Genomic DNA, 17225 nt, shown 5'->3' on the forward strand with positions numbered 1-17225 from the left:
CCATCAGCGCGTGTGATGATTGATCATGCTCGACGTACGCAAGCTCCGACTCCTCCGCGAAGTGCAGCTGCGCGGCACCCTGGCCGAAGTCGCCAAAGCCCTCAACTTCTCGCCGTCGGCCGTCTCCCAGCAGCTCTCAGCCCTCGAGGCGGAGCTCGGCGTCGAACTCCTCCGCAAGCACGGGCGCCGTGTGCAGCTCACCCAGCAGGCCGAGATCCTCGCCGGACACACCGCAGAGATCCTCGAACGCCTCGAGATCGCCGAGCAGGAAGTGCTCGCCTCCTTCACCAGCGCCGTCGGCACCGTCCGCCTCGCCGTCTTCCAATCCGCGGCGCTCACACTCATCCCGCCGCTGCTTCGCGTGCTCGCCGAAGAGCACCCAGGGCTCCGCATCGAGATGGTGCAGCACGAACCGGAGTCGGCGCTGTTCGACACCTTCGCCGGCGACTTCGACGTCGTCGTCGCGGAGCAGTACCCGGGCCACGCCGCCCCGCACCACCCCGGCCTCGACAAGCGCCTCCTCACCGACGACGCCCTCCGTCTCGCCGTGCCCGTCGACTCCCCCGTGACCACGCTCGCCGACACCAGAGACCTCGCCTGGGTCATGGAACCGCAGGGCTCCGCGTCGCGCCACTGGGGCGAGCAGCAGTGCCGCGTCGCCGGCTTCGAGCCGGACGTCCGCTACGAGACCGCCGACCTGCAGGCGCAGATGCGCTTCATCGAGACCGGGCACGCAGTTGGCATCCTCAACGACCTCACCTGGGCGCACGCCGCCCCCAACGTGCGCTTCCTGCCGCTGACGGGCGTCCCACGACGCGAGATCTTCACGTCCATCCGCACCGCGAGCGCCGCATCGCCGACCATCGCCGCCGTCCGCGACGGACTGCAGCGGGTCGCCGACGACCTCAGTTCGAGCGAGCTCAGCTCGACTGCTGGAGCGGGCGCCGAGCCAGCACCGCGTCGAGCACCAGGGCACTCACGAGCCCCAAGCCGACCATCGCGATGAAGAACACGGGCAGCGCCACGAGCCCTGCGGCATCCAGCAGCAGACCGCCGACCAGCGCACCCGAGCCGATGCCGAAGTTGAAGCCAGACGTGTACAGGGCGCTCGACAGGTCGCGGTGGCGAGACGGGGCTGCGTTCAGGATGCGGGACTGCAGCAGCGGCGGCAGCACGCCCATCCCGAGACCCCAGATGACCAGCGCGATGAGCGCGACCGTCGTGTCGTGCGCGAAGAGCAGCAGGGTCACCGCGACGAGCATCAAGAGGTAGCCCGTCGCCAGCCCCACCCGCGGCCGCGCCGTGAACACGACACCGGCCAGCGCAGTGCCACCCGCCGACGCGATGCCGTACGCGAAGAGCACGAGGCTCAGCGTCGCAACCGGGAAGCCGATGACGTCGAGCGAGTACGGCGAGATGTACGAGTAGAACGCGTACTGGGCGGTCATCGTGATCAGCGTGATGACGCACAGCAGGATCACCGTCAGCAGGGAACGCTGCGCGAAGCGGATGCGCTTCACCGGCACCGCAGGCCCGTCGGAGTCATCCGGAAGCGCGATGGGCCGCGTGGAGAACGAGTCGTCGAGGTGGTTCACCCGAGGCAGCAGGAACCAGAGGAGCACCGCGACGAGCAGCGTGATGACCGCAAGCGAGCCGAACGCGAAGCGCCAGCCGAACGCCTGACCGAGCGCCGTGCCGATCGGAACGCCGAGGACGTAGGCGATCGCCCCGCCGCCCAGCGTGATCGAGACAGCGCGCGTGAGCAGCTCCCTCGGGGCGATGAGCGAGATGTACGAGGCGACGACCGCCCAGAAAACGCCGTGCGCGAGGCCCGTGATGACACGCGTCACGACGAGCCACGCATACGTGGGCGCGAACGCCGACGCGATCGAGCCGATCGCGAACACCGCGAGCACGACGACCAGCAGGGCATGACGCGGAACACGCTTCGTGAGTGCCGTCAGCGGCGTGCTCGTCAACACGACCGTGAACGCGAAGATCGTCATCAGCCAGCCGATCTCCGCGCGAGTCGCGCCCAGATCGACCGTCATGAGCTCGAGCAGCCCGGTCGGGAGCATCTCGATCGTGACGCTGATGAACGTCGAGAACGCGAGCGCGATGAGAGGGACGAGCGGCAGCTTGGGGGCAGACGTCAGCGGAGATGAAGTGAGAGAAGTCATTCGCAGGATCCGAACGGCGCACTCCGGACGAGCGGGAAACCTCGTCAGGGAGTCGACTGCGTGCATACCGGCACGCCGGGGGCCGAGCGATCCGCTCGACCACGTCCGATTCTATACGGTGGCGTCAAGACGGCTACCCTGAACTCGTGATTCCAGAAGCGACTCGATGGGTGCTCACCCTCAACTGCCCAGACCAGCCAGGCATCGTCCACGCCGTCACGGGAGCCATCGTCGACTCCGCCGGCAACATCGAGGAGCTCCAGCAGTTCTCGTCGATCGACACTGGTCGCTTCTTCATGCGCGTGGACGTGCGCACCGACGCCAGCCGCGAGGAGCTCCTCGCGCGACTCGAGCCCGTCGCCGAGCGGTTCAGCGCGGAGGTCTCCCTCGACAACGCCGGCCGCCCCGTCCGCACCCTGGTCCTCGCGACCAAGGCCGGTCACTGCGTCAACGACCTCCTCTTCCGCCAGCGCTCCGGCCACCTGCAGATCGACGTGCCGCTTGTGCTCGCCAACAACGAAGCCCTCAAGGGCCTCGCCGAGTTCTACGAGGTGCCGTTCGAGTACCTGCCCGTCACCGGACCCGACGAGAAGGCGGCATTCGAAGCGCGCATCCTGCAGGTCGTGGAGGAGCAGCAGATCGAGCTGGTCGTGCTCGCTCGCTACATGCAGATCCTCTCCCCCGAGCTGTGCGCGGAACTCGCCGGCCGAGCCATCAACATCCACCACTCGTTCCTCCCCGGCTTCAAGGGCGCGAACCCCTACCGGCAGGCGCACGCGCGCGGCGTGAAGCTCATCGGAGCCACCGCCCACTTCGTGACCAGCGACCTCGACGAGGGCCCGATCATCGAGCAGAACGTCGTGCGCGTCGACCACACGCGGGCCCCCCAGGAGCTCATGGCCATCGGCCAGGACGAGGAATCTCGCACCCTCACGCAGGCCGTGAAGTGGTTCTCGGAGCACCGCGTTCTCCTCGACGGGCAGCGCACGATCATCTTCCACTGATCCGAGCGGATCGCTCCGGTCACGCCGAATCGCGCGCTGCGGGCGGCCCGCGCTGAAACCGAGGCGGCGGCACGCGCCTGCGACACCGCCACCGCCACCGCCACCGCCACTGCCGCTGCCGCTGCCGCTGCCGCTGTCCAACATCAGTGCACCATGGCCGCATTCCCTGACCTGAGCGCCAGATGGCGTCGAAATCGCACTGATGTTGGTCAATCGACTTCTGCACTGCTGGTCTGAGGAGAGGCCGCTGTCCACAAGCACTGCATCCGTCACCTCAACGATGCGCCCGGTGTCGTTCAGTGGGGTCATGCCGAAGAAGCTGCCACCCCAGCCGTTCACTCCGCCACCCGGAGGCGTGTTCTCGAGGCGGGAGTGGAATGAGAGCGGCAATACGCGTCGCTCCCTCGAGTCACTTGTCCGAGACGGCTCAGTGCAGCGCCCGGCACCCGGCTGGTACGCGATCACCGGAGCCTCCCAGCCGGCGATCCAAGCTGTGCGACTCGGCGCTCGCCTCACCTGCCTGAGTGCACTCAGCGTCTCCGGAGTCTGGACACCGCCAGATGAGAATCTCCACGCCAGAATCGCCACGGGAGCCCGCGGTGTGACGAGCTCACGCAACGGACATGGCGAACCGACGATCCTCTGGCACCGAAGCGTCCGCGGGCGCGGCGAAGCCCTCGCCCTGCGCGCTGTCGACGGCGTCAGCGTCTCCCTGAGCTGCGCGCTCACGTGCCTGCCGACCCGAGACCTCGTCATCGTCGCGGACTCGGCGATCCAACTCGGCAAGATCGACCACAGTTCACTGATGGCACTCGCGGATGGCCAGCCAGCGCACGCCAGGAAGAAGCTCGATTTCGTGGACGGGAGCAGCCAGTCCGGCACCGAGAGCATCGTGCGTCTCTGGTGCCAGCTCCGGGGCTTCACACCGAGACCGCAGATGTGGATCTCTGGGGTCGGGTTCGTCGACCTCGTCGTCGGGGAGCGCCTGGTCATCGAGTGCGATTCCCGCGCGTTCCACGCCGATGAAGACCGGTATCGGGCAGACCGGGAACGCGACCTGGTGCTGAAGTCCCTCGGCTATCGGGTGCTGCGACTCACCTACGAGCAGATCATGCACCGATGGCCAGAGGTCGAGGGAGCACTGCTCGCGCTCCTCGCGACTGGTGCGCACCTGGCTTCCGGTTCCCGGCGGCGTCGCGCGTGACCATCTTGAGTGCGATATCCGGTGCCAGAGCGCGTGAGACACCGAGAACACCGAGATCTGCACTGATGTTGGACAGACCGGAGCCTCTGGGTCCCAGAAAACACGTCGGCGGCAGGGGCGAGCGCGAAACGTCGCCGCTCACGCCACCGCGCGGCGGCGGCGAGACGGCGGCGGCGGCGAGACGGGAGGTCGCCACCGCCCCCGAATCCGCCTCAGGCGGCGGGGACTCGGGCCGGGATGCGCTCCATGACGGCTTCGATGATGCGCTTCCCGGCAGAATCGCGCAGGGTCATGAGCGATTCCGGGTGGAACTGCACGGCGAAGATCGGCAGCTCACGGTGCTGGATGGCCATCGGGATGCCGTCGTCGTCGGAGGCGACGAGCACGAGGCTCTCGGGCATCGTCGCGGGGTCGATGTGCAGCGAGTGGTACCGGCCCGTGACGAACCGTTCGGGGAGTGCGTCCAGGAAGCCCGGGTTGGTGACGACGACCTCGCGTTCCTGGCCGTGCAGCGGGTACCCGAGCTGCCCGAGGGACGCGCCGAAGTACTCCCCGATGGCCTGCTGTCCGAGGCACACGCCGAAGACCGGCAGCGAGCGGTCGACGATCTCGTCGAGCAGCTCCGCGGACCTGAAGTCGCTCGGAGCGCCGGGCCCTGGCGACATGACGACCAGCGACGGCTGCTGCTCGTCGAGGATGCGCGCCATCTCCGCGCGCTCGATGCCCCCCTTCGGGATGCGGACCGTGCGCACCTCCGCGCCCGTCTCGCGCATGTACCCGGCGAGCATCTGCACGAACGAGTCCTCGTGGTCGAGGAAGAGGATGCGGTGCCCGACTCCGGAGCGCACTGGCTCGACCTCTGCGACGGGCTCGGGGGCGGCGCTCTCGGCGGAGGCGTCGAGCGCCTCGAGGAGCGCGGACGCCTTCATCTCCGTCTCGAGCTCTTCGGCTGCCGGGGTGGAGTCCATGAGGAGGGTGCCTCCCGCGCGAACCTCGGCGATGCCGTCGCGGATCATCGCGGTGCGGATCGTGAGGCCCGTGTTGACGTCGCCGTTGGCGAGGAGCACGCCGATGGCGCCGCCGTACCAGGTGCGGGGGCTGCGTTCGTGCTCGTCGATGAAGCGCATGGCCCAGATCTTCGGGGCCCCGGTGACGGTGACCGCCCACATGTGCGTGGCGAACGCGTCCAGTCCGTCGAACTCGGGCCGCAGCCTGCCCTCGACGTGGTCGACCGTGTGGATGACCTTCGAGTACAGCTCGACCTGCCGCCTGCCGATGATCTTGATCGATCCTGGCTCGCAGACGCGCGACTTGTCGTTGCGGTCGACGTCGGTGCACATCGTGAGCTCGGAGCGGTCCTTGTCGCTGTTGAGCAGTTCGAGGATGCGGTCGGCGTCTTCGATCGCGTCGGCCCCGCGGGCGATGGTGCCCGAGATCGGCACGGTCTCGACGCGGCTGCCGGCGACCCGGACGAACATCTCCGGGCTGGCGCTCACGAGGAACTCCTGGCCGCCGAGGTTCATGAGGGCTCCGTAGGGGGCCGGGTTGTTGCGCTTCAGGTAGGCGAAGACATCGGCGGGGCTTGTGCGCACGGGACGGCGGAAGGCCTGGCCTGGCACGACCTCGAAGAGGTCGCCGCGTGCGAACGAGGCCTTGGCAGATTCGACGAGGGCCGCGTACTCCCCCGGCTCGTGATCGCGGGACGACTGGGCGGATGCTGCGGGCGAGACGAAGGGGCTGAGCACCTCGGTGCGGGGCATCCCTTCGGTCGAGGTCGTGCCGTCAGAGAACTCGAAGTCGTGCCTGGTGGCATCGCCGCGCTGTCTGTCGACGGCGAGCACGGAGTCGGGCAGGAAGACGACGAGGTCGCGCTGGTCTCCGCCGTTCGGCGCCTCGAGGGCCTCGATCTGCCGGACGAGGTCGTAGCCGAACGAGCCGTAGAGCCCGAGGTGCGGGATGTCGTCCGGCATGGTCTCGATGATGGCGCGCAGCACGCTGAAGCTCGACCGCCTGCGGGTGCGCTGCTCCTCAGGGATGATCTCGTCACGCTGCGAGGTGACGTCGATCTCGACGTCGCCGTCGGCGAGCATTCGCACGCTGACGCCGTCGAGGCGCTCGAAGGCGTCGGTGAATGCGCGCAGCGGGATGTTCCCGCGCTCGTTCAGCGTGCGCATGCGCAGCGCGAACCCGCGCCCCTCGATCATGAGCGGCGGATCGATGAACCCGATGTCCCATCGCGTGTACCTGCCCGGGTACTCGACGCCGGACGAGAGGACGACGCCGTAGCGGTCGTTGAGACCGTTCTGGATGTCATCCATCTCTTCCGGGCTGGCAGCACGGGAGGTGTGGGAGATCGTGAGCACTGGGTTCCTAGGTCTGGAGTTCGGTCAGAGGCGTTCCGCGATGGCGGCGGTCGCGGTGCGCCACGCATCTCGCGTGGCCGGCTTGAGGCTCGAGACGCTGAGCTCGCCGCCGCCGACGAAGGCGTGGTCGTACGGTACCTCAACGACGGCCCGCGTGAGGCGCTCGAAGTGGTGGTGCAGGCGCTCCTTGAGCGCCTGGTCTTCCTTCGCGGAGGGGCTGGAGAGGATCGTGACGGCGTTCTCGAGCTTCTCCCCGAAACCTCGCTCGCGGAGCCCGTCCGCGAGCCAGGCTGCGGACGCGGCGGTGTCCTCTCTGGCCGTGGAGACGATGACGAGCTGGTCGGCGACGTCGAGGGCCGCTTCCCAGTTGCTGGCGCGCATGTTGTTGCCGGTGTCGACGACGAGGACTCGGTAGAAGCGGCTCAGGGTGCGGTGCATGCGCGAGAAGGCCTCTGCGTCGATGATCGCCGCGGAGGCCGCGTCGTCATCGGATGCGAGCACGTCGAACTGCGCGTCACCCTGCGGTCGCACGAATCGGTCGACATCGGCGATGGTCGCGCCTCCCGACACCTCGAACCTCGGCAGCTGCCGCAGGAAGTCGACGGCCGTGTTGCGGTGGCTGCCGGCGTGCGAGCGCCACCCGAGGGTGCCGCGGGTCTCGTTGTTGTCCCAGGCGAGCGTGTAGCCGCCGCGGATCTCACCGAACGTGGCGGCGATCATGAGGGTCGCGGTGGTCTTGTGCGCGCCGCCCTTCGGGTTCATGACAACCACGGTGCGCGAGCCGTCGAACTGCCGCTGCACTCGTCGGATCTCGTCGCGCTTGACTCGCTCTGCCTCGCCTGGGCCGAGCTTGATGAGTCCGCCCGTTCCGAGGCGCAGGGCGCTGCGCCATCCCTGCTGCGCCGGTGCCTCCGGTGCCGCCTGCTTGTCGGCGAGCAGGTCGGCGAGCGTCGGGGCGGAGGTGTCGCTCTTCCGGCGTTCCGGGGCGGTCGCGGATGCTGCCCTGGCGACCGCTCCTGCGGTGGCGGATGCTGCGACCGGGGCCGGGTTCGCCGGCTCTGGCGCCGTGCTCGGACGAGCCAGCTCACGCGCTGCCGACTCGGCGCGTTCGAGCTCCTCGAGTTCGCGCATCTGACGCGCGTCCCGCGGGAATCTCGGCTGCCACGGCTGCGTGTCCTCGAGGCCGTCCTCGTCGATCCGGTCCTCGAACCAGACTGGGGGTGTCTCCGCGTTGGTCGGGGAGCCTGCCTCGTCCTCATGCTGGTCGGGGCTCTCGGGCGCGGGTCCGGTCTCGGTAAGCCCCGCTTCGAGCACTGGCGCTGGCTGCGCGACCTCCGCTTCCTGGTCGAGGGCGTGGTGCATCATCTCGACCCTCGGGATGCGCACGGTCTCGTGCACGTTGCCCTGCGGAAGGAACCCGTCGCTGTTCGCTGCGGACGTCTCGTCGTGGCGGTCCTGGGTGGCGGGGTCGCCCGAAGGCTCGGGCGCTGTCGCGCCAGGGGCGAGTCGGTCGGTGAGCTCGTCCTCGCCGGGCGCCAGCTCTGCGACGTCCCCCGTTTCGACGAGGCCCCCGTCCGGGGAGACGCGGAGCGGGAAGACACCGTCGATGTCGATCGTGCGCAAGTCGATCACGATCTCGTCGCGCGTCGCACGGTCGACGACGCGCGTCATGATCGCCGAGCGGAGCTCGTCCGCGTCGGCCGCGATGATGCGCTCGACCGAGTCGCCTTCCCGAATCTCGCCGACGCCGTCGCGGCGGATCAGCACCTCGAGCGCGAGGATGTCCGGTTCGGCATTGGTCATTGCAGCTCTTCTCACTTCAGGACGTCGACGGAACGAATCCGAGACTGACAACGGTATCGCGTTCGGCTTCGAGGTCTTCGACCGTCGCCGCGAGGCGCGTTCGCGTCAGCTCGCCGAGCTCGAGCCCCTGGACGACCTGCCAGTCGCCGCCGCTGGACGTGACCGGGACACCCGCGACGAGCCCTTCGGGAATGCCGTAATCGCCCTTCGAGGGGAGCGCGGCCGTCGTCCAGTCGCCTTCGGGGGTCCCGAGCACCCAGTCACGGACGTGGTCGACCGCGGCGGATGCCGCCGAGGCGGCAGAGGAAGCACCTCGCGCCGCGATGATCGCGGCTCCCCTCGTGGCAACCGTCGTGACGAACTCGCCATCGACCCAGGCGTCGTCGGCGATGCGCTCACGGATCGGGACACCTGCGATCGTGCCGTGATCGACGTCGGGGACCTGCGTGTTCGAGTGGTTTCCCCAGACGTGGATCCGAGAGACCTCTCCGGCGCCGACGCCGGCCTTCGCGGCGAGCTGAGCGATCGCGCGGTTGTGGTCGAGACGCATCATGGCCGTGAAGCGGTCGCCCGGGACGTCCGGCGCCGCGGCTCGCGCGATCGCGGCGTTCGTGTTCGCGGGGTTGCCGACGACGAGCACGCGGACGTCATCGGCGGCGTGCTTCCCGATCGCGCGGCCCTGGGGCGCGAAGATGCCGCCGTTCGCTTCGAGCAGGTCGGCGCGGTCCATGCCCTCGCGCCTCGGCATCGACCCGACGAGGAGGGCGATGTTCGTCCCTTCGAAGGCCGCGTCCGCATCGTCGAAGACATCCACTGATCGGAGCAGCGGGAAGGCGCCGTCGGCGAGCTCCAGAGCCGTTCCCTCCGCCGCCTTGACCGCCTGCGGGATCTCCAGGAGCCGGAGCTCGACCGGAGTATCGCCGAGCATGGCGCCCGATGCGATGCGGAAGAGGAGCGAGTAGCCGATGTTCCCGGCTGCTCCCGTGACGGTGATGCGGACTGGCGTGGTGCTCATGTCTCCACCCTATTCGGACAACGCAGAAGCCCCGCATGCTGCCGAGGCAGGATGCGGGGCTTCCGAGGCAGGAGCCTCGTGTGCGGTCGGGTGTCGCTTACGCGGACACTCGTGCTGCGAGGTTCTCGGCGATCGAGTTCATGAAGTCGTCGGTCGTCTGGAAGGGCGTGCCCTCGCCGACGAGCGCGGCGAGGTCCTTCGTCATCTTGCCCGACTCGACGGTCTCGATGACAACCTCTTCGAGGGCCTGCGTGAAGTCGATGAGCTCCTGGTTGCCGTCGAGCTTGCCGCGGTGCGCGAGGCCGCGCGTCCAGGCGTAGATCGAGGCGATCGGGTTCGTCGACGTGGGCTTGCCCTGCTGGTGCTGGCGGTAGTGGCGCGTGACCGTGCCGTGCGCCGCCTCGGCCTCGACGACCTTGCCGTCGGGAGTCGTGAGGACGCTCGTCATGAGGCCGAGCGAGCCGAAGCCCTGCGCGACGGTGTCGGACTGGACGTCGCCGTCGTAGTTCTTGCAGGCCCAGACGTAGCCGCCCTCCCACTTGAGCGACGCCGCGACCATGTCGTCGATGAGGCGGTGCTCGTAGGTGATGCCTGCTGCGTCGAACTTCTCCTTGAACTCGGCCTCGAAGATCTCCTGGAAGATGTCCTTGAAGCGACCGTCGTACTTCTTGAGGATGGTGTTCTTCGTCGACAGGTACACGGGGTAGCCGCGCGTGAGGCCGTAGTTGAGCGAGGCGCGGGCGAAGTCGGTGATGGATGCGTCGAGGTTGTACTGCACCTGCGCGATTCCATCGCCCGGGGAGTGGAACACCTCGAACTTCTGCGGCTCCGAGCCGTCGTCCGGCGTGAACTCGACCGTGAGCTTGCCCTCTCCCGCGAAGCGGAAGTCGGTGGCACGGTACTGGTCGCCGAACGCGTGGCGGCCGACGATGATCGGCTTGTTCCAGCCCGGCACGAGGCGCGGGATGTTCGAGATGATGATGGGCTCGCGGAAGATGACGCCGCCCAGGATGTTGCGGATCGTGCCGTTCGGGGAGCGCCACATCTGCTTGAGGCCGAACTCCTCGACGCGTGCCTCGTCAGGGGTGATCGTCGCGCACTTGATGCCGACGCCGTGCTTCTGGATCGCGTGCGCCGCGTCGACCGTGATCTGGTCGTCCGTCTCGTCGCGCTTCTCGATGCCCAGGTCGTAGTACTCGAGGTTCACGTCGAGGTACGGGTGGATGAGCGTGTCCTTGATCTTCTGCCAGATGATGCGGGTCATCTCGTCGCCGTCGAGCTCGACAACCGTTCCTTCGACCTTGATCTTCGCCATAGAGTTCTCCTTCTGAGCGCGGTTTGCCTCCAGCTTACCGGGGCCGCATTCGGAGGATTACTCAGACGGAGCGCTACTCTGCATCCATGAGCGAGCTGTATATCGAAGAGCTGTCCGCCGACAACATCGTCGCCGCCAACACGCTCACACTGAAACCAGGCCAGGAGGCGTTCGTCGCGCCTGTCTCGCACTCCATCTCGGAGGCCTACGTCAGCCAGTCGACGTCGTGGCCGAGGGTCGTCGTGCTCGATGGTCGAGTCGTGGGCTTCATCATGGCCAACTTCGACGAGGACGCTCCCGACGAGCTGTTCCGGGCAACGATCATGCGCATGAACGTCGATGCCGACTACCAGCGCCGTGGGGTCGGGTCGTTCGCGGTGACGGCGATCCTCGATGAGGCTGCACGCCGCGGTTTCGACAAGGTGACCACCATCTGGGAAGAGGGCGACCTCGGGCCGGGCGACTTCTTCCGAAGCCTCGGGTTCGTCGTCACCGGCGAGACCCAGTACGGAGAGACGATCGGCGAGCGGGAGCTCAGCCAGCACGGAACCGGCTCGCTGTAAAGCAGTTCGATAGAGCCGTTCGACCGAAATCGCTGCCCGGCGTCTCACCCTCTTGCGGGACTGCGAGAGGGTGAAACGCCGGGCAGCGATCGTGGCGTGGTCGGGGATGCGGTCGCGTCTAGTAGGCGCGAGCCGACAGGCAGGTGACCCCGCCCTCGAGCTTCTCGAACTCCGAGACGTCGAGGGTGACGACGTTGTAGCCGAGGCGCTTCACGAGCTTCGCGGTCGCCGGCGCGGCAGCGGAGACGAGCACGGTGTCCGCATCCAGCGGCAGGATGCTCGCACCGAGCAGCTCGGGTGCCTCGATGTAGCCACCGAACAGGGAGGGCTGCTCGAGCGCGGGAGTCCAGGCGAGGACGGTCCCATCGGGCAGGGCGGTCGCGACCGTCTTCAGGTGCAGCGCCCCGGTGATGGGCACCGCGACGACGCGGTAGCCGAGATCGAGCGCGATCTCGCGCAGCGCGCGGATGCCCTCGGCGTTCGTGCGGGTGGACGCGCCGACGTAGACGGTGTCGCCCGCGAGGAGAACGTCGCCCCCGTCGAGGGTTGCCGGGGCCTCGATCTCCATCGTGACGAACTCGGTCTCGGCGAGCGCCGCCCGGACGCCAGGCAGCTCGGCGCGACGGGACGCCGCCCCGCTGCGAGCCAGGATCGCGACCTGGCCGAGCACGATGACCTGGTCCTCGGTGAAGACCGAGTCCGGCATGGTCTCAGCCGCTGGCACCTCGCGGGTCTCCCACCCGTGCTCGTCCAGCAGCGCGACGTAGGACTCCCACTGCTCGTTGGCGCGATCGCGGTCGACCGCCGCGCGCTCCTGGAAGGTGACCTGGGCATCCTGCGGGTTCGCGGCGGGGATGCGCACGAGCGCCAGCTTGCTGTTCGACTCCGCGAACCGGCGGAGCTCCCCCGCGTGCGCGACGCGAGAGGACACCTCCCGGAGCATCTCGGCGACCTGCCGGCGGAACAGCGTCGGCCCGATGAGCGCTGTGAACACGGTGCCGGAGACGAGGAATACGAAGTTGAGCCCGAAGAACTCCGTGAAGATCGCCGACCACGTCTCGCTGGTGAACTCAGCGCCACCCGTCGCGAGCCGGACGACGTAGCCGACCGTGCCCGCGATGAGCGCGAGCACGAATCCGGCGATCGCGGCGATCCACCAGTTGCGGAGCCACCCGAGCCAGCCGACGAGCGTGACGAGGATCAGCAGGAGGAGCACCGGCAGCGAGTAGAAGTCGAACGTGTCGGTAAGCGTCGTGAGCGGCGAGATGACCCCGGTGAGGTCTCGCTCGTTCATGACGACGAGCGAGGTGAGGAGTGTCGCCAACGCGACGCCCATCGCCGCGACGAGTGCCGCGTTGAAGCGCGTTCCGCCGTCGAGCTCGCTGACGCGGGTGACGGGTTGGGAGTTCTTGGTGCTCAATTGCTGCTCTCGTGGGTCTCGATTGCGGACACGCTCAGATCGCGCGAGTCGCGCGGATCAGCGCGGATCAGTGGAAGAAGTGGCGCTCGCCCGTGAAGTACATCGTCACGCCCGCCTTCTCGGCGGCCGCGATGACCTCCTCGTCGCGGATGGATCCGCCCGGCTGCACGACGGCGCTCACGCCGGCCTCGAGCAGCACTTCGAGGCCGTCCGCGAACGGGAAGAACGCGTCGGACGCGGCGACGGACCCTGCGGCCCGCTCCCCCGCCCGCGAGACGGCGAGGTGGCAGGAGTCGACGCGGTTGACCTGCCCCATGCCGACTCCGACGGAGGCTCCGTCTGCGGCGAGGAGAATCGCGTTGGACTTCACGGCGCGGCAGGCTCGCCACGCGAACTCGAGGTCCTCGACGGTCTGCCCAGCGGCGGGGGCCCCGGCTACGAGCGTCCAGCTCTCGATGAGCGACACGCTCGGCTCGAAGCGGTCTGCGCTCTGGACGAGGAAGCCGCCGGAGATCTGGCGCACCTCACGCTCCTCTGGAGCCGGGTCCGCGGGAAGCTGGAGGAGGCGGATGTTCTTCTTCGCGCGCAGCGCCTCGAGCGCCTCTGGCGCAAAGCTCGGCGCGATGACGACCTCGGTGAAGATCTTGGCGAGCGTCTGCGCCATCTCGAGCGAGACCTCGCGGTTGGCGGCGACGACGCCGCCGTAGGCGCTGACCGGGTCGCAGGCGTGCGCACGACGGTGGGCCTCGGCGATGGCCTCGGCCGACGCGAGGCCTTCAGGCGCGATCGCGATGCCGCACGGGTTGGCGTGCTTGATGATGGCGACAGCCGGCGAGGTGTGGTCGAACGCCGCGCGGAGGGCCGCGTCGGCGTCGACGTAGTTGTTGTACGACATCTCCTTGCCGTGGAGCTGCTCGGCCTGGGCGATGCCCCGGCCGTCGGCGCGCCCGTACACGGCCGCGACCTGGTGCGAGTTCTCGCCGTAGCGGAGGACGGCGAGCTGGTCGCCCTCGATCGTGAAGGAGCTCGGGAGCGCGTCGGACGCCGAGCCGGCGGCGGGCTCCGCGGCTCCAGCGGCCTCGACCTCCAGGATGTGCGACGCGAACCACGCGCCGACGGCCTGGTCGTAGCTCGACGTGTGCTGGAACGCGGCCGCGGCGAGCGCGCGACGCGTCGACAGCGTCACACCTCCGCCAGAGATCTCGTCGAGAACCCTGGTGTAGTCGCTCGGTGACGTGACGATCGTGGCGTTCGCGAAGTTCTTTGCGGAGGCGCGCACGAGGGCGGGACCGCCGATGTCGATCTGCTCGATGATCGCCGGAGCATCCGCCCCGGAGGCGACCGTCTCGACGAAGGGGTAGAGGTTCACGACGATGAGCTCGAACGGCTCGATGCCGAGCTCCTCGAGCTGGCGGAGGTGGTCGGCGATCCGCCGGTCGGCGAGGATCCCGGCGTGCACGCCGGGGTGCAGCGTCTTGACGCGACCGTCAAGCGACTCGGGGAACCCGGTCACCTGCTGCACGTCGGTGACGTCGAAGCCCGCCTCGCGGATGGTCTTCGCGGTCGAGCCGGTGGAGACGATCTCGACCCCGGCTGCCTGCAGTCCTGAGGCCAGCTCGAGCAGGCCGCTCTTGTCGCTCACGGACACGAGCGCGCGCTTGGGCTCGATCCGCTCGAGGGTGGTCAGCGATTCGTGTGAAGCGGGGCTGCTCATGCGTTGGCTCTTTCCTCGAGTGCGATTTCGCCGGAGGCCACGCCTCTGACGGTGTCTTCCAGCAGACGGCGCTCCGCGACCTTGATGCGGCCGTGGAGCAGCTCCTCGGTGTCACCGGGGAGTACGGGGATGCGGACGCGATCGACGATCGGACCGGTGTCGACGCCGTTGTCGACGATGATGATGGAGGCGCCCGTCTCTGCCACGCCGGCTTCGAGCGCGTCGCGCACGGCGTGGGCGCCTGGGAACTCGGGCAGGTACGCGGGGTGGGTGTTCAGGAGGCGCGGGGCCAGCGCATCCACCATGGCGGGTGGCACGAGCCGCATGAATCCGGAGAGCAGCGTGAGGTCTGGCTCGAAGCTCTGGATCTGCGCGAGCAGCTCCGCTCCCCAGGCCTCACGGTCGGCGAAGTCCTTCGGCCGCACCACGAACGACGGGATGCCGAATTCCTGCGCGAGGGCGAGGCCTGCGGCAGGCCGATCGGCGCCGATCGCCACGATCTCGGCGCCCAAGGGCGACGCGGAATCGGCGGAGGTCCGGAGTGTCTCGAGCAGCGCCTGCAGGTTCGAACCCGCGCCGGAGATGAGGACGACTACCTTGAGCACCGGGTCAGTCTAATCGCTGCGCACGGTCGGGGCTCCCGGGTCAGACCCGCTCAGTCGTCGAGGTCGATGTCGGCGTAGATGTCCGGCTCGTCGTCGTAGCGCGGATTCTCGACCTTGAGCCGCTTCGCCCGGCGGATCTCGGACGTCTGCCGCTCGGCCGGCTGATCGTCGGTGCGCACCTCGAGTGCGGTGCCGGGCTTCTTCTCGACCTCACCCGGGTCCTCGAAGCGCTTCGAGACGGCGTCGGCGACCCAGGTGCGTTCGTCGGTGCCATCCCGTCGTGAGCGTCGCTTGGAGGAAGCAGCACTTGCGCGTGCCGGTGACGTGCTCTCCTTCTCGCGTGGCTGCGGTCTGCTCGCCTGGTCACGTCCCATCGGCGTCGAAGTCGGCGTGCCGGCGGATGCGCGGCTGTGCTTCTTTCGTCCGTCACGTTCGCCCCTGCCGACTTCCTCGGCGTCGTCTTCGTCGACCTCGTCGTCGTTCTCGAGCTGCTCGGCAGAGAGCGGCACCAGCGCCCCGACAAGGGCGCCGAGGGCAAGCGTGCCGAACGCGCTCGCGCCGGTGAGCAGGGGGAAGGGGCCGATCTCCGCGAGGCGACCAGGGCCGGCCGAGCCGCCAGCTGCAAGGGCGAGGATCCCGATCGCGATGGCTGCGAGCGCCGCCGCCATCACCGCGACGGAGACGCGAGCCCACACGCCACGGGCTGCACCAGCCGGGGCGTGCATCCGCACCCCCACCATCGCGGCAAGCCCGACCAGGACAGGAACGGCGATGATCGAGACCGCGAGCACCGGCGGCGAAGACGGGATGGCGCCGAGAAGCGGGAGAACCGGCATGGGACCGACCAGCGTCTCCACGGGCGTGACCTGCGAACCGGTGCCGATCGCGAATCCCGAGCCGAGCATCCACGCCGCAGACCAGACGATGCCGTTCACGGCGATCACGAGCTGGCTGAGACCCACCACGATCGCGCTCGTCACATCGAGCGGGAGCGACTGGAAGAGCGCCAGGATGCTCGCGAGCCCCAGAAGGACCGCGATGAGCAGCAGTACCGCCCCAGCACCGAGGATGCCGGTGACCATGAGGCCGGCCGCCCTCAGTCCCTGAGACACGGACGCCCGTGTGCGCTCCTCGAGGTTCGAGAGGATCGAGCCGAACGGTGCGACCTGCCATCCGCGCGCCCCGACGAACGCGGCGCCAAGGAAGACGACCGCACCCACGATGGCGGTCTGCCAGACGCCGACGTCCAGGCCACGGGCGCTCGCCGCGAGCGAGACCCCGGCGGCGGCGGCGCCGAACACCGCTGCGGTGAGGAGGAGGCCGGGCCAGATGAGATCGGAGGCCGCACGCACGCGGACCCCGGCCACGTGTGCCAGCCACACCGTGATGAGCGTGAGGCCCAGCGGCATGACCCGCAGCGTGAAGCTCACCGCCTCGCTCCCGGCAGGCAGGAGACCCGAGCTCGGGTCGAGCACCGCCCCCACGGAACCCCCGAGCGAGAGAGCCCAGATGGCCGCCGCATACTCGAAGCCAGCGGCGAAGTCGCTGCCGAAGCCCGTCGTCGCCAGCTGCACCGCGACGACCGCGATCAGCGGGACGCCGAGGCCGACCGCAGCCGCGACGAGCGCGTCGACGGCCGAGTACAGGTACGTGATCGGGCGAGGCATAGCACCCCGACGATAGCCGCTAACCTGCCGGAATGACTGAATCAACAGGCCCGCACGAGATGACGGACATCCGACGCGCCATCGATGCGCTCGATGCCCGAATCGTGGAGCTCATCGGCGAGCGGCAGCGCTGGGTGGAGCGCGCGGCGGTCGCCAAGCGCGGTCAGGACACTGGCGCGGTGCGTGCTCCAGCGCGCGTCGAGCAGGTCATCGCGAAGGTGCGGGCGCTGGCGGAACAGGGCGGGAGCTCCCCTGCGGTCGTCGAAGCGAGCTATCGCGCCATGATCGGGGCGTTCATCGAGCTCGAGCTGCGGCAGCACGGCGACAACGACACGGGTCGAACGGACACGGGCCGGCCCGACTGACCTCCGA

14 protein-coding genes are annotated in these 17225 nt (G+C 68.8%); 5 read left to right on the plus strand and 9 right to left on the minus strand.

Annotated elements, in window-relative coordinates; genetic code table 11:
- Positions 1–25 precede the first annotated feature (25 nt).
- The gene (locus tag C5B99_RS12470) at positions 26–1006 is read left to right on the plus strand and encodes a LysR family transcriptional regulator (protein WP_104242791.1); all 981 of its coding nucleotides are present in this window, start codon (positions 26–28) and stop codon (positions 1004–1006) included.
- Here the strand turns inward: C5B99_RS12470 and C5B99_RS12475 are convergent.
- A complete protein-coding gene (locus C5B99_RS12475; protein WP_181065010.1) occupies positions 921–2180 on the minus strand; it encodes an MFS transporter in 1260 nt (419 codons plus the stop codon). The genes C5B99_RS12470 and C5B99_RS12475 overlap by 86 nt on opposite strands.
- Before the next feature lie 146 nt (positions 2181–2326).
- On the opposite strand from C5B99_RS12475, the gene purU reads away from it, so the two are divergent.
- Together purU and C5B99_RS12485 are read left to right on the plus strand one after the other, a co-directional pair.
- Positions 2327–3184: a formyltetrahydrofolate deformylase gene (gene purU, locus C5B99_RS12480; protein ID WP_374953203.1), complete on the plus strand. Its 858-nt coding sequence runs from the start codon at positions 2327–2329 to the stop codon at positions 3182–3184.
- A gap of 307 nt (positions 3185–3491) precedes the next feature.
- Positions 3492–4388: a DUF559 domain-containing protein gene (locus C5B99_RS12485; protein WP_181065011.1), complete on the plus strand. Its 897-nt coding sequence runs from the start codon at positions 3492–3494 to the stop codon at positions 4386–4388.
- A 212-nt stretch (positions 4389–4600) separates the two neighbouring features.
- On the opposite strand, the gene C5B99_RS12490 is transcribed toward C5B99_RS12485, so the two are convergent.
- From C5B99_RS12490 to C5B99_RS12505, 4 genes are all read right to left on the minus strand, one after another.
- Positions 4601–6751, minus strand: a complete 2151-nt coding sequence (locus C5B99_RS12490; RefSeq protein ID WP_258063272.1) for an anthranilate synthase component I — start codon at positions 6749–6751, stop codon at positions 4601–4603.
- A 24-nt stretch (positions 6752–6775) separates the two neighbouring features.
- Positions 6776–8554, minus strand: coding sequence for a chromosome partitioning protein (locus C5B99_RS12495; RefSeq protein WP_104242568.1), 1779 nt, complete (start codon positions 8552–8554; stop codon positions 6776–6778).
- 16 nt (positions 8555–8570) lie between these two features.
- Entirely contained in the window at positions 8571–9569 is a 999-nt protein-coding gene (locus tag C5B99_RS12500; RefSeq protein WP_104242570.1) for a malate dehydrogenase, read from the minus strand.
- 97 nt (positions 9570–9666) lie between these two features.
- Positions 9667–10884 carry an NADP-dependent isocitrate dehydrogenase gene (locus tag C5B99_RS12505; RefSeq protein WP_104242572.1) on the minus strand — a complete coding sequence of 406 codons (1218 nt, stop codon included), beginning with the start codon at positions 10882–10884 and terminating at the stop codon, positions 9667–9669.
- 86 nt (positions 10885–10970) lie between these two features.
- Between C5B99_RS12505 and C5B99_RS12510 the strand changes: the two genes are divergently transcribed.
- Complete coding sequence (locus tag C5B99_RS12510; RefSeq protein WP_104242574.1) at positions 10971–11447, plus strand: GNAT family N-acetyltransferase; 477 nt, start codon at positions 10971–10973, stop codon at positions 11445–11447.
- A 118-nt stretch (positions 11448–11565) separates the two neighbouring features.
- On the opposite strand, the gene C5B99_RS19695 is transcribed toward C5B99_RS12510, so the two are convergent.
- The 4 genes from C5B99_RS19695 to C5B99_RS12530 all read right to left on the minus strand — a co-directional run bounded on the left by C5B99_RS19695 (position 11566) and on the right by C5B99_RS12530 (position 16853).
- Positions 11566–12867, minus strand: a complete 1302-nt coding sequence (locus C5B99_RS19695) for a dimethylarginine dimethylaminohydrolase family protein (RefSeq protein WP_258063274.1) — start codon at positions 12865–12867, stop codon at positions 11566–11568.
- 67 nt (positions 12868–12934) lie between these two features.
- The gene (gene purH / locus C5B99_RS12520; RefSeq protein WP_104242576.1) at positions 12935–14581 is read right to left on the minus strand and encodes a bifunctional phosphoribosylaminoimidazolecarboxamide formyltransferase/IMP cyclohydrolase; all 1647 of its coding nucleotides are present in this window, start codon (positions 14579–14581) and stop codon (positions 12935–12937) included.
- On the minus strand, positions 14578–15186 hold the full coding sequence (gene purN / locus C5B99_RS12525; protein ID WP_104242578.1) for a phosphoribosylglycinamide formyltransferase: 609 nt from the start codon (positions 15184–15186) through the stop codon (positions 14578–14580). The genes purH and purN overlap by 4 nt, the downstream gene beginning before the upstream one ends.
- A gap of 50 nt (positions 15187–15236) precedes the next feature.
- The gene (locus C5B99_RS12530; protein WP_104242579.1) at positions 15237–16853 is read right to left on the minus strand and encodes a DUF6350 family protein; all 1617 of its coding nucleotides are present in this window, start codon (positions 16851–16853) and stop codon (positions 15237–15239) included.
- 32 nt (positions 16854–16885) lie between these two features.
- Between C5B99_RS12530 and C5B99_RS12535 the strand changes: the two genes are divergently transcribed.
- Positions 16886–17218, plus strand: a complete 333-nt coding sequence (locus tag C5B99_RS12535) for a chorismate mutase (protein ID WP_104242582.1) — start codon at positions 16886–16888, stop codon at positions 17216–17218.
- The last annotated feature ends 7 nt before the right edge of the window (positions 17219–17225 follow it).

Origin of the sequence: Pseudoclavibacter sp. Z016, from assembly GCF_002931215.1 — a bacterium.
Lineage (GTDB): Bacteria > Actinomycetota > Actinomycetes > Actinomycetales > Microbacteriaceae > Pseudoclavibacter.

Coding starts and splice junctions, on each gene's coding strand:
- C5B99_RS12475 (WP_181065010.1), bottom strand. CDS start 2,180: ATGACTTCTCTCACTTCATCTCCGCTGACGTCTGCCCCCAAGCTGCCG.
- C5B99_RS12470 (WP_104242791.1), top strand. CDS start 26: ATGCTCGACGTACGCAAGCTCCGACTCCTCCGCGAAGTGCAGCTGCGC.
- C5B99_RS12510 (WP_104242574.1), top strand. CDS start 10,971: ATGAGCGAGCTGTATATCGAAGAGCTGTCCGCCGACAACATCGTCGCC.
- C5B99_RS12500 (WP_104242570.1), bottom strand. CDS start 9,569: ATGAGCACCACGCCAGTCCGCATCACCGTCACGGGAGCAGCCGGGAAC.
- C5B99_RS12530 (WP_104242579.1), bottom strand. CDS start 16,853: ATGCCTCGCCCGATCACGTACCTGTACTCGGCCGTCGACGCGCTCGTC.
- C5B99_RS12505 (WP_104242572.1), bottom strand. CDS start 10,884: ATGGCGAAGATCAAGGTCGAAGGAACGGTTGTCGAGCTCGACGGCGAC.
- C5B99_RS12495 (WP_104242568.1), bottom strand. CDS start 8,554: ATGACCAATGCCGAACCGGACATCCTCGCGCTCGAGGTGCTGATCCGC.
- C5B99_RS12535 (WP_104242582.1), top strand. CDS start 16,886: ATGACTGAATCAACAGGCCCGCACGAGATGACGGACATCCGACGCGCC.
- C5B99_RS12485 (WP_181065011.1), top strand. CDS start 3,492: ATGCCGAAGAAGCTGCCACCCCAGCCGTTCACTCCGCCACCCGGAGGC.
- purH (WP_104242576.1), bottom strand. CDS start 14,581: ATGAGCAGCCCCGCTTCACACGAATCGCTGACCACCCTCGAGCGGATC.